General features: G+C 63.1%; 12 protein-coding genes. 1 reads left to right on the top strand and 11 read right to left on the bottom strand.

Annotation, left to right across the window (positions count from 1 at the left end):
- Window positions 1-15: 15 nt before the first annotated feature.
- Window positions 16-513 carry a TspO/MBR family protein gene (locus HGR_RS02550; RefSeq protein WP_039852084.1) on the top strand — a complete coding sequence of 166 codons (498 nt, stop codon included), beginning with the start codon at window positions 16-18 and terminating at the stop codon, window positions 511-513.
- Between the two features lie 16 nt (window positions 514-529).
- Here HGR_RS02550 and HGR_RS02545 read toward each other — a convergent pair whose 3' ends face one another.
- From HGR_RS02545 to nuoG, 11 genes are all read right to left on the bottom strand, one after another.
- Complete coding sequence (locus HGR_RS02545; RefSeq protein WP_006296505.1) at window positions 530-1,030, bottom strand: DUF1178 family protein; 501 nt, start codon at window positions 1,028-1,030, stop codon at window positions 530-532.
- A gap of 25 nt (window positions 1,031-1,055) precedes the next feature.
- The gene (locus HGR_RS02540; protein ID WP_006296504.1) at window positions 1,056-1,661 is read right to left on the bottom strand and encodes an NUDIX domain-containing protein; all 606 of its coding nucleotides are present in this window, start codon (window positions 1,659-1,661) and stop codon (window positions 1,056-1,058) included.
- 82 nt (window positions 1,662-1,743) lie between these two features.
- Entirely contained in the window at window positions 1,744-2,055 is a 312-nt protein-coding gene (locus HGR_RS02535; RefSeq protein ID WP_006296503.1) for a DUF2818 family protein, read from the bottom strand.
- A 21-nt stretch (window positions 2,056-2,076) separates the two neighbouring features.
- The gene (gene nuoN, locus HGR_RS02530) at window positions 2,077-3,576 is read right to left on the bottom strand and encodes an NADH-quinone oxidoreductase subunit NuoN (protein WP_006296502.1); all 1,500 of its coding nucleotides are present in this window, start codon (window positions 3,574-3,576) and stop codon (window positions 2,077-2,079) included.
- 55 nt (window positions 3,577-3,631) lie between these two features.
- Window positions 3,632-5,131 (bottom strand): NADH-quinone oxidoreductase subunit M, encoded by a 1,500-nt coding sequence (locus HGR_RS02525; protein ID WP_006296501.1) that lies wholly within the window; start codon window positions 5,129-5,131, stop codon window positions 3,632-3,634.
- Between the two features lie 33 nt (window positions 5,132-5,164).
- Window positions 5,165-7,246 (bottom strand): NADH-quinone oxidoreductase subunit L, encoded by a 2,082-nt coding sequence (nuoL, locus tag HGR_RS02520; protein WP_006296500.1) that lies wholly within the window; start codon window positions 7,244-7,246, stop codon window positions 5,165-5,167.
- A 34-nt stretch (window positions 7,247-7,280) separates the two neighbouring features.
- A complete protein-coding gene (gene nuoK / locus HGR_RS02515; RefSeq protein ID WP_006296499.1) occupies window positions 7,281-7,589 on the bottom strand; it encodes an NADH-quinone oxidoreductase subunit NuoK in 309 nt (102 codons plus the stop codon).
- Window positions 7,586-8,239, bottom strand: a complete 654-nt coding sequence (locus HGR_RS02510; RefSeq protein WP_006296498.1) for an NADH-quinone oxidoreductase subunit J — start codon at window positions 8,237-8,239, stop codon at window positions 7,586-7,588. Before HGR_RS02510 ends, nuoK begins: the two co-directional genes overlap by 4 nt.
- A 93-nt stretch (window positions 8,240-8,332) precedes the next feature.
- Window positions 8,333-8,875: an NADH-quinone oxidoreductase subunit NuoI gene (gene nuoI, locus HGR_RS02505; protein WP_006296497.1), complete on the bottom strand. Its 543-nt coding sequence runs from the start codon at window positions 8,873-8,875 to the stop codon at window positions 8,333-8,335.
- 9 nt (window positions 8,876-8,884) lie between these two features.
- On the bottom strand, window positions 8,885-9,961 hold the full coding sequence (gene nuoH, locus HGR_RS02500; RefSeq protein ID WP_006296496.1) for an NADH-quinone oxidoreductase subunit NuoH: 1,077 nt from the start codon (window positions 9,959-9,961) through the stop codon (window positions 8,885-8,887).
- Window positions 9,958-12,084, bottom strand: a complete 2,127-nt coding sequence (nuoG, locus tag HGR_RS02495; RefSeq protein WP_006296495.1) for an NADH-quinone oxidoreductase subunit NuoG — start codon at window positions 12,082-12,084, stop codon at window positions 9,958-9,960. Before nuoG ends, nuoH begins: the two co-directional genes overlap by 4 nt.
- Between the last annotated feature and the right edge of the window lies 1 nt (window position 12,085).

Here is a 12,085-nt window from a genome sequence, read left to right as displayed (position 1 = left end):
CCAACTCAAAGATCCATGCCACGACGCTCACTCCCCGCACAAGTTCTTGGCCTGATGGCTTGGCTGGCGCTGGCCTTCACGACGGCGGCCGTGGGCGCGGTCGCCTCGGTCGAAGCCGGCAGTTTCTACCGCCAGTTGCTGCGCCCCGAATGGGCGCCGCCCGCCTCGGCGTTCGGGCCAGTCTGGACCGTGCTTTACCTGATGATGGGAGTGGCCGCCTGGCTGGCCTGGCGGGAACGAGGCGCCGCGCGGCTGGGCCTTGCACTGGGCATGTTCGTCGCGCAGCTGATCGTCAACGCGCTCTGGTCATGGCTGTTTTTCGTCTGGCACCTGGGCGCCTGGGCCTTCTTGGACGCGCTGCTGCTGCTCGCGCTGGTCGCGGGAACGATGACCCTGTTCTGGCGCATCCACCGCTTGGCGGGACTGCTCTTGCTGCCCTATCTGGCCTGGGTGGGTTTTGCCTCGGCCCTCACCTGGTCGGTGTGGCGGAACAATCCCACGCTGCTGTTCTGAGCGAGGGCTGCGCTGCTCACTGCAGCGGGCCTTCGATGCCCTCGGGCAGGAACAAGGGCATCACGCTGATGCCCTCCTCCAGCAAGGCCTCGGCTTCCTTGGGCGAGGTCTTGCCGCGTATGCCCCGCTCCTCGCTTTCCCCATAGTGGATCTTGCGCGCCTCCTCGGCGAAGCGTTCACCCACGTCCTCGGTGTGCTGGGCCACGTGACGGGCAAACTGCAAATACGCCGCCTGCATGGCCTGCATGGCCTGTAAGGGGTCCGCGCTGCTGACTTCGCCCTTGTTCGTGGCGTCTTTGCCTTCGGTGTCGGCACGCGCCGGGCTGTCATCGGCCGCTGCCGTCGGCTTGGCACCGAGGTTGAGGCGGGGAGCGCTCGGCAATTTGTGCACGGCGTGGTCACCGCAGACCGGGCATGCGAGCAGGCCGCGCTCGGTTTGACTGGCGTAGTCCTCCTCCGAGGCGAACCAGCCCTCGAAGGCATGGTTCGCGCCACAGCGCAAGTTGAGGACTTTCATGAACGGGATTCTCCAGCGTTCCCGTTCATCCTGCCGGCGTGGGGGCGTTGCCAGGAAAGGCTTGCCAATCGAGGCCCCAGGCCCCCGACAGCACGTTTTGCAGCCAGAGCAAGCAACTCAGACTCTTGGCGTCGGTGAGTTCGCCGCTGCGACTCCAATCCAGCAGCTGGGCGGGGGTGGCGGTGGACACGTCGAGGAATTCGCCCTCGTCGAGCTTGCGTTCGCCTTGCCGCAAGCCACGCGCGAAGTAAATGTGCAGCACTTCGGTGGAATAGGCAATCGCCAGATGCATCTGCCCCGCCTTGGCCCATTCGCGAGCGGTATAACCGGTTTCCTCCAGCAATTCGCGCCGGGCGCAGACCAGGGGATCCTCGCCAGCGTCCAGCTTGCCGGCGGGAAATTCGATCATCACGCGGTCCACGGGGTAACGGAACTGCCGCTCAATGACCACACGGCCATCGTCCAACAGGGGCACGATGACCACGGCACCGGGGTGAACGACGTACTCGCGGGTGGCGGTTCCGCCATCCGGCAGGGCCACGGTATCGCGGCGGGCATCGAGGAAATTGCCCCGAAACAGCGTCTCGCTGGCCAGCGGCCGCTCAATCAGGTGCTGGTCAACCGGGGGCATGGTGATGGATGGGCGGGCATGCGTGCAAACAAGGCATTTTCTTGACCAGGTCGGCGACTGAGGTGCGGCCCGATCAGGCAACTCAGGGTCGCCTCCTGAGATAACGCCACACGAAACCCGGAAACGCCAGGGTCAGAAAAAGCGTCGCCGTGACGGCATAGAACTCCCAGCCCTGCTCAGCCATGCGGCCAGCGCGCTGTTCCAACCCAAGGCCGATGCCACCGACCAAAAAGTACAGCAGCAACAGTTCCAGCAGGCGCAAGCCCAGATTCTTGGGGGCCAGGGCCGTGGGCAAGGGCAGGACGGCGAGCAGGCGCTCGGTGAAGAACGGCAGATTGGCCGCCAGCAGCGCGAGCACGATCAGGAACCAGATGGCGCCGCTGGAGGAGCTCATTGAATTTCCGGTCAACCGCGGTCAGGCGCTGAGCATCTGTACCACCGCACGGGCGCAGAGAATCATCAGACCACCGGGCAGGATGCCGAGCACCAGCACCAGCAGACCGTTGACCGTCAACACCGCGCGCGTGCCGAAGGGCGCACGCACTCCTTCACTCGCCGGGCCCTGTGCCACGGGGGCATCGAAGTACATGACCTTGACCACGCGCAGATAGTAGAAGGCGCCGATCAAGGACATGATGACCGCGAAAATGGCAATGCCCAAGTTAACCAAGCTGCCCGACGCAATCAAGGCTTGCAGCACGGACAGCTTGGCATAGAAGCCGACCATGGGCGGAATGCCAGCCAAGGAGAACAGGCAGATCGCCATCACCGCCGCGTACAGAGGACTGCGCTGGTTCAGGCCGGAGAGATCGGCGATCTCTTCGCTCTCGAAGCCCTCGCGCGCCAGCAGCAGGATGATGCCGAAAGCGGCCAGGGTTGTCAGCACATAACTCAGGATGTAGAACATCGCCGAGCTGTAAGCGTTAGCGGCGAAACCGGCATGGCCGTTCACGACGCCAGACATCAGACCCAGCAGCACGAAGCCCATCTGCGCAATGGTGGAGAAAGCCAGCATGCGCTTCAGGTTGGTCTGGGCGATGGCGGCGAAATTGCCCACCAGCAGCGAGGCCACGGCGAGGATCATCAGCATCTGCTGCCAATCGAACCACAGCGGGAGCATGCCCTCGACCAGCAGGCGGATGACGATGGCAAAAGCCGCCAGCTTGGGCGCGCCGCCGATCATCAACGTGACCGCGGTGGGTGCGCCTTGGTAGACATCCGGGATCCACATGTGGAACGGGGCCACACCCAGCTTGAAGGCCAAGCCAGCGACCACGAAGACGACACCGAAGGTCAAGACCTGGGGATTCACCAAGTCCGAGTTGGTGACGCGAAAAACCTCGTTGATGTTGAGCGTGCCGGTGGCGCCGTACATCATGGACAGGCCATAAAGCAATAGGCCGGAAGCCAGCGAACCGAGCACGAAGTACTTCATCGCCGCCTCGGTGGATTGCCCATGATCACGGCGCAGGGCCACGAGGGCATAGCTGGACAGCGTGAGCAACTCCAGGCCCAGATAGATCATCAGGAAATTGTTGCCACCGATCATGATGAACATACCCAGCAACGCGAACAACGACAGGCTGAACAGCTCACCGCCGCGCAACATGTCGCGGTCACCCGCGTAAGCACGGCCGTAAATGAGCGTGATCATCACGGCGAAGGCGGAGAAGCACTTGAGCCAGTTGCCCATGGGGTCGCTGACCACCGTGTTGGACAAGCCGTAAACGGTGGCGCCCGTGTTGGCATAAAACGCCTGCAGGATGGCCACGGCCCCCAGGGTGATGAGGGTCAGCGCGAAACTGCCCGTGCGCAGACGGCTCTTGACCAGCAGGTCCAGCAAGGTGATGGCGCAAGCCATGACGAGCAGGACCAGCTCGGGAAAGACCGCGATCCAGCTAAAGGCATCAATCATTTGGGTACTCGCTAATCGTTTTGATGCGGTAGTTCAATGCGTCGAGGGCACGCGCTCAATTGCCCAGCACGCCGCCCGGCAATGGCAGCTTGGAAACGGCCACGTGCTTGAGCAGTTCGGCCACCGAGGCATCCATCACGTCGGTGAAGGGCTTGGGGTCGACGCCCATCCAGAGCACGGCCAAGGCCAGCACGGTCAACATCAAGAACTCGCGCCCATTGATGTCCGTCAGCTCCTTGACGTGATCGTTGGCCACCGGGCCCAGGTAGACACGCTTGAACATCCACAGCGTGTAAGCCGCGCCGAAGATCAGGGCGGTGGCGGCCAGCAGGCCGACCCAGAAGTTGGCTTTGACCGCACCCAGGATGACCATCCATTCGCCGACGAAACCCGCCGTCGCCGGCAGGCCGCAGTTCGCCATCGCGAACAACAGTGCAAAGGCCGTGAACCTGGGCATGGTGTTGATCACGCCGCCGTAGTCCGCGATCTGACGCGAGTGCATCCGGTCGTAAAGCACGCCGATGCACAGGAACATGGCGCCCGACACGAAACCGTGGGCGATCATCTGAACCAGTCCCCCGCTGATGCCGAGGTCATTGAACAGGAAGAAGCCCAGGGTCACGAAACCCATGTGCGCCACGGACGAGTAGGCCACCAGCTTCTTCATGTCCTGCTGCACGAGGGCCACCAGGCCGACGTAGATCACCGCGACCAGCGACAGCGTGATCATCAGCCAGGACCATTCGTGCGCGGCATCAGGGGCGATCGGCAGCGAAAAGCGCAGGAAGCCGTAGGCACCCAGCTTGAGCATGATGGCGGCCAGCACAGCGGAGCCGCCGGTGGGCGCCTCGACGTGCACGTCGGGCAACCAGGTGTGCACCGGCCACATCGGCACCTTCACCGCGAAGGCCGCGAAGAAGGCAAAAAAGACCAAGGTCTGCGCCGTGCCTGTCAAGGGCAGTTGGTGCCAGGTCGCGATGTCAAAGCTGCCACCCGAGGCGAGGTACAGGTAAATCAGCGCGATCAGCAACAGCAGCGAGCCCAGCAAGGTGTAGAGGAAGAACTTGAAGGCCGCGTAAATCTTGTTCGGGCCGCCCCAGATGCCGATGATGAGGTACATCGGGATCAGCGTCGCCTCGAAGAAGACATAGAACAGCAGTCCGTCAAGCGCGGAGAACACGCCAATCATCAAGCCGCTGAGAATCAGGAAGGCGCCCATGTACTGGTTCACGCGCTCGGTGATGACTTCCCAGCCCGCGATCACCACGATCACCGTCATGAAGGCGGTCAGCAGGACGAACCACAGCGAGATGCCGTCCACGCCGACCTGGTAATTGACGTTGAAACGCGCCATCCAGACCGTCTGCTCGACGAACTGCATGGCTGCCGTGCTGTTGTCAAAACCAGCCCACAGCGGCAGCGTGACCAGGAAGCTCGCCAACGCGCCGATCAAGGCAACCCAGCGCACCGCGCGCGCTTGACTCTCGCGCCCGAGCGTGAGCAGCAGCACGCCGAAAGCAATTGGCAACCAAATTGCCAGGCTCAGCAAACCCATTCTGTTGTTCTCCAGTAATACCAGGCCGACGACTCAGAGGCCGAACATGACGCGCAGCGTGGGCCAGGTCACGAAGTACGACATCAACACGACGATACCGACAATCATGAGCAGCACGTAGTGGTACAGATAGCCGGACTGCAGCCAGCGCACGACGCCAGCCACCTTGCCCACCAGCTTCCAGCTGGCATTGACCACGCCAGTCTCGATCACGCCCTGGTCTCCGCCCTTCCATAGGCCCAGGCCCAGACCCCGCGCTGCGCGCGCGAGGATGTTCTCGTTGATCCAGTCCATGTAGTACTTGTTTTCCAGCACGACACGCAGCGGCTTGAAAACGCGGTCAAGAGCAGCCGGAATGGCCGGCGCCAGCATGTAAAAGACCCAGGCCGTCACCACGCCGGCCAGCGCCAGCCACAGGGGCGCGGTGCTGAGGGCATGGCTCGCCATGGCCGCGGGCCCGTGGAAGATCGCGCGCAGCTCTTCCATCACCGGGTGCTTGGCCGCGTCGACAAAGATGGCATCCTTGAAGAAGTCACCGTAAAGCAGCGGCTCGATGGTGAAGTAGCCGATCAGCACCGAGGGGATGGCCAGCAGAACCAGCGGCACGGTCACCACCCAAGGCGATTCGTGCGGTTTGGCGTCATGACCGTGCCCATGGTCATCGTGATGATCGTCATGCCCATGCGCCGCGTGGTCATCATGGTGCGCATCGGGGTTTTGGTCGTAGCGCTCCTTGCCGTGGAACACCAGGAAATACATGCGGAAGGAATAGAAAGCCGTGACAAACACACCGGCCAGCACCGCGAAACTGGCGAAACCGCTACCCCAGAGATGGCTCTCATGCACGGCCTCGATGATGCTGTCCTTGGAATAGAAGCCCGAGAACAGCGGCGTGCCGATCAGCGCCAAAGAACCCAACAGAGAAGTGATCCAGGTGATGGGCATGTACTTGCGCACGCCGCCCATCCAGCGGATGTCCTGGTTGTGGTGCATGCCCATGATGACCGAGCCCGCACCCAGGAACAACAGCGCCTTGAAGAACGCATGCGTCATCAGGTGGAACACCGCCACGGAATAGGCCGATGCGCCCAGCGCCACCGTCATGTAACCCAGCTGCGACAGCGTCGAATACGCCACGACGCGCTTGATGTCGTTTTGGATGATGCCCAGGAAACCCATGAACAGCGCCGTGATGGCCCCGATGACCATGATGAAGCTCAAGGCCGTGTCGGACAGCTCGTACAGCGGGGACATGCGCGCGACCATGAAGATGCCAGCCGTCACCATGGTGGCGGCGTGAATCAGCGCGGAGATCGGGGTCGGGCCTTCCATCGAATCCGGCAACCAGACGTGCAGCGGGAACTGCGCGCTCTTGCCCATGGCGCCGATGAAGAGGCAAATGCAGATCACGGTGATCAGCATGGCGTCCTGACCCAGGATGTACCAGGGGAACTCGATAGCGCCCAGCTGGTTCGCCTTGGCGAAGACTTCGCTGTAGTTCAGGGTGCCGGCGTAAGCGGCGATGAGGCCGATGCCGAGGATGAAGCCAAAGTCGCCCACGCGGTTGACCAGGAAGGCCTTCATGTTGGCGAAGATGGCCGTGGGCTTGTTGTACCAGAAGCCGATCAGCAGGTAGGACACCAGGCCCACCGCCTCCCAGCCGAAGAACAGCTGCAGCAGGTTGTTGCTCATGACCAGCATGAGCATCGAGAACGTGAACAGCGAGATGTAGGAGAAGAAGCGGTTGTAGCCCTCATCTTCCTCCATGTAGCCGATGGTGTAGAGGTGGACCATCAGGGAGACGAAGGTCACCACGCACATCATCATGGCGGTCAGACCATCCACCAGGAAGCCCACCTCCATCTTCAGGCCGCCCACAACCATCCACTCGTAGAGGGTGGCGTTGAAGCGTGCGCCATCCAGCGCCACGCTCTTCAGCGTGAGCGCCGACAGGATGAAGGCCACCAGCACGCCAAGGATGGTGACGCAATGCGATGCGCGGCGGCCCAACAGATTGCCGCCGAGCTTGGTGCCGAAGATGCCGGCCAGCGCGGCGCCGACCAGCGGCGCGAGCGGCACGGCCAGCAGGGTGGATGCGTTCAGGGTTGCACTCATGTCGTTCTTGCCTTTTTCTTGCCCCGTTGGCCTGTCAGCCCTTCAGCTCGTTCAGTTCTTCCACGTTGATGCTGCTCTTGTTGCGGAACAACAGCACCAAAATGGCCAGGCCGATGGCGGACTCGGCCGCGGCGACGGTCAGGATGAAGAACACGAAGACCTGGCCATGCATGTCGCCCAGGTAATGCGAGAAGGCCACGAAGTTCGTGTTCACGGCCAGCAGCATCAACTCGATGGCCATGAGCAGAACGATGAGGTTCTTGCGGTTCATGAAGATGCCGACCACCGCGATCGCGAACAGCGCGGCACCCAGCGTGAGGTAGTGACCCAGCGTCAATGTCATGCTTTTTTCTCCTCCGTCGCGGCCGCATCGGCCATGGGCTCCGCGGGGCGCGTGGGCTCCACCTTGACGAGTTGCAACCGGTCGGCGGCGCGCACGCGCACCTGGATGGATGGATCAATCGCCTTGCTGTCCTTGCGGGCACGCAGCGTCAGCGCGATGGCGGCGATCATCGCCACCAGCAAGATGGCGGCGGCGATCTGGATCGGCCACACATAACGGGTGTAGAGCAGGATACCCAGCGCCTTGGCATTCGACTCCTCGGCCACGCCAGCGGGCAGCTGAGCAGCCACCTGCGGATCGACCATGTCAAAACCAGTCAGCAGCACCGCGGCCATTTCGACGACCACGATGCCGCCCAGCAGCAGGGCCAGCGGGAGGTGCTTCCAGAAACCCTGTCGCAGCTGGTCGATGCGAATGTCCAGCATCATGACCACGAACAAGAACAACACCATCACCGCGCCCAGGTAAACGAGCACCAAGGCCACGGCCAGGAACTCGGCCTGCAACAACAGCCAGATGGCGGAGGCTTGCGAGAAGGCGAGCATCAAGAAGAGCACGGCGTGCACCGGGTTGCGCGCCGTGACGACGCGCAGCGCCGCGATCAGCAGCACCGCCGAGAACAGAAAGAAGAAACCGGTTTTGACGTCCATGGTCGTTGGAATGATCCGTTGCGTTTCAGGCCTGAAAGGTTGGGCGTGTCGGGGGTGTCCGCGTGACGCCTAACGCCAAGCGCACGAGTTTCCTCAGCGGTATTTGGCGTCCGCCGCCTTGGCCGCGGCGATTTCCTTTTCGTAACGGTCGCCCACGGCCAGCAGCATGTCCTTGGTGAAGTACAGATCACCGCGCTTCTCGCCGTGGTATTCAAGGATGTGCGTCTCGACGATGGCATCCACCGGGCAGGCTTCCTCGCAGAAGCCGCAGAAGATGCACTTGGTCAGGTCGATGTCGTAGCGCGTGGTGCGACGCGTGCCGTCGGCGCGCGCATCGCTCTCGATGGTGATGGCCATCGCCGGGCAGACCGCCTCGCAGAGCTTGCAGGCAATGCAGCGCTCCTCACCGTTCTCGTAGCGGCGCTGCGCGTGCAGGCCACGGAAGCGCGGGGACAGCGGCGTCTTCTCCTCGGGGTACTGCAGCGTGACCTTGCGCGCGAAGGTGTAGCGCCCAGTCAGCGCCATGCCCTTCAGGAGTTCCACGAGCATGAAGCTCTTGAAGAAATCCTTGACCGAGAAGGCGCGCACGGCGGCCGGCGAGGCGGCTGCGGAAGTTGTCGCAGCGGAGGCTTGCATGACCACTCCTTAATTCCAGATGTTCCAGGGCGTCTGCATCCAGATGCCGACGACGAGCAGCCACACCAAGGTGACCGGGATGAAGATTTTCCAGCCCAGACGCATGATCTGGTCGTACCGGAAGCGCGGGAAAGTCGCGCGAATCCAGATGAAGCAAGAGACGATGAAGAAGGTCTTCAGACCCAGCCAAATCCAGCCGGGGATGAAATCCAGCGCGGCCACTGGCGCGGACCAGCCGCCCAGGAACATGACCACCGCCAGGATGGACACCAGCCACATGCTGGCGTATTCCGCCAGGAAGAAGATGGCGAAGCCCATGCCCGAGTACTCGACCATGTGACCGGCCACGATCTCGGCTTCGCCTTCCACCACATCGAAAGGATGGCGGTTGGTCTCGGCCACGGAGGAGATGAGGTAAACCACGAAGATGGGCAGCAGCGGCAGCCAGTTCCAGGACAGGAAGTTCAGGCCCATCGCGGCGAACTGGCCCTGCTCCTGCGCCTGCACGATGTCGGTCAGGTTCATGCTGCCCGTGACCATGAGAACGACGAGGAAGCAGAAGCCCATCGCGATCTCATAGCTGACCATCTGCGCCGAGGCACGCAGCGCGCCCAGGAAGGCGTATTTGGAGTTGGAAGCCCAACCGGCGATGATGACGCCATAGACCTCGATGGAGGTGATGGCCATGATCAGCATCAGGCCGACGTTGACATTGGTCAGCGCGACATCCGGTCCGAAGGGGATCGCCACCCAGGCCGCCAGGGCCGGCATGATGGCCAGCATGGGACCGAGTACAAACAGGCCCTTGGCCGCCGCCGTCGGCTGGATGATTTCCTTGGTCAGCAGCTTGAGCGCATCGGCAAACGGCTGGAACAGACCAAAAGGGCCGACACGGTTCGGACCCAGGCGCACCTGCATGAAACCCAGCAGGCGACGTTCCCACAACGTGAGGTAGGCCACGGCGATCAGCACCGGGAGCAGCACGCAGACGATTTTGATCAGTGTCCAGATCACAGGCCAGGCGATGTCGCCCCACCAGCCCGCGGCGATCAGGTTCAGGCCGCCGTTGTAGAGCGCGTCTATCATGCGGCGGCTCCCTCGTTCGCGCGTTGTTGGCTGGCTTTGGCATCGGCCGTCAGTTGCAGCGACGTGGCGCGGCGCACAAGCCCATCCAGTTGATAAATCGCCGCGCTGACCGGTTCACCGGCGGACGCGGACAGGTTGATGGCAGCGCCGGTGGCGTTCGACAGAGGCGCAGGCTTGGCCGTGGCTACCGCCAACACGTCCTGCGACGTATTGAAATCGAAACCCGGCAGCTCCAGCAGATTGCCCAGCACACGCAGCACCTTCCAGGCCGGACGCGTCTCGCCCAGAGGCTTGACCACGGCGTGGAAACTCTGCACACGGCCTTCGGCGTTGACGAAGCTGCCCGAGGTTTCGCTGAATGGCGCGATCGGCAGCAGCACGTCACTGAAAGCAAGGTTGGTCTTGAACGGCGACAAGGTCACGACCATCTCGGCCTTGCCCAGACCCATCGCGGCCACAGGCCCCGCCACGGTGTCCTCGGGTTCGACGTTCAACAGCACGACGGCCTTGCTTTGGCCGGCCAGGATCTGCGCCGCGTTCAGGCCCGCGCCCTGAGGCTGCGCGCCGACCCACTGCGCGCCCACGGTGTTGGCCGCCTCGGTCAGGTAACCCACGGAAGCACCCGTCTGGGCGCCGATCCAATTCGCCAGGGCCAGCAGCGTCGAGGCATTGGCCGCGTGCGCGGCAGCGTTGCCCACCAGCACCGCCTTGCGCTCGCCACCCAGCAGGGACTTGGCGATGGCCGTCGCCTCGGGCGTGGCCTGCACCGACACCGGTGCGGCGACGCCCTTGTCCGCCGCGACGGCGGCAGCCACGGCGGCCAGGGCCTGCGCCCATTGCCCGGCCTCGGTCACCAATGCGTTCGCGACGGGCAGAGCCCAGGCGTCCGCGCTCTTGTAGAGCTTGGCCGAGGTGATGGCGCTGACCTGTGCACCATGGCGCGCGGCCTGGCGGATGCGCTGGGCGAACAGAGGATGGTCCTTGCGCAGGTTGCTGCCCACAACCAACACCCGTTGGAGCTGGCTCAATGCAGCGATGGGCAGACCCAGGTGGCGCACGCCCTCGCTCTTCGTGAACTCGGCATGGCGCAGGCGATGGTCGATGCTGTCGCCGCCCAGGCCACGCACCAGATTCGTGGCCAGGAACAACTCTTCCAGCGTGCTGTGCGGACTGACCAGGGCGCCAATGCTGTTGGCGCCATGCTGAGCCTTGACGTCACGCAGGCCGGTGGCCACGTACTCGAGCGCGGTCTGCCAGTCGACTTCTTTCCATTCACCGCCCTGCTTGAGCATGGGCATGGTCAGGCGGTCCGGGCCGTTCAGGGCTTCGTAGGAATAACGGTCGCGGTCGGCGATCCAGCATTCGTTGACCGCGTCGTTCTCCAGCGGAACGACTCGCATGACCTGGTTGTTCTTGACCTGCACGATCAGGTTGGCACCCGTGCTGTCGTGCGGACTGACCGACTTGCGACGCGACAGCTCCCAGGTGCGGGCGCTGTAGCGGAAGGGCTTGCTCGTCAGCGCGCCGACGGGGCAAATGTCGATCATGTTGCCGGACAACTCGGAATCCACCGACTTGCCGACGAAGGTTTCGATCTCGGAATGCTCGCCGCGGTGGCTCATGCCCAGCTCCATCACGCCGGCCACTTCCTGGCCGAAGCGCACGCAGCGGGTGCAGTGGATACAGCGGCTCATCTCTTCCATGCTGATGAGCGGGCCCACATCCTTGTGGAAGACCACGCGCTTTTCTTCCTCGTAGCGCGAGGCCGAGGCGCCATAACCAACGGCCAGATCCTGCAACTGGCACTCACCGCCCTGATCGCAGATCGGGCAATCCAGCGGGTGGTTGATCAGCAGGAACTCCATGACCGACTGCTGGGCCTTGATGGCGCGGTCGCTCTTGGTGCGCACGATCATGCCCTGGGTCACGGGGGTGGCACAGGCCGGCACCGGCTTGGGCACCTTCTCCACATCCACCAAGCACATGCGGCAGTTGGCGGCGATGCTGAGTTTCTTGTGATAGCAGAAATGGGGGATGTAGGTTCCGGCCTTCTCGGCGGCATGCATGACCATGCTACCTTCGACCACCTCCACCTTCTTGCCGTCGAGTTCGATTTCAACCATA

The sequence above is a fragment of the Hylemonella gracilis ATCC 19624 genome (assembly GCF_000211835.1).
Lineage (GTDB): Bacteria > Pseudomonadota > Gammaproteobacteria > Burkholderiales > Burkholderiaceae_C > Hylemonella > Hylemonella gracilis.
This window is presented reverse-complemented; position numbering and strand designations above follow the sequence as displayed.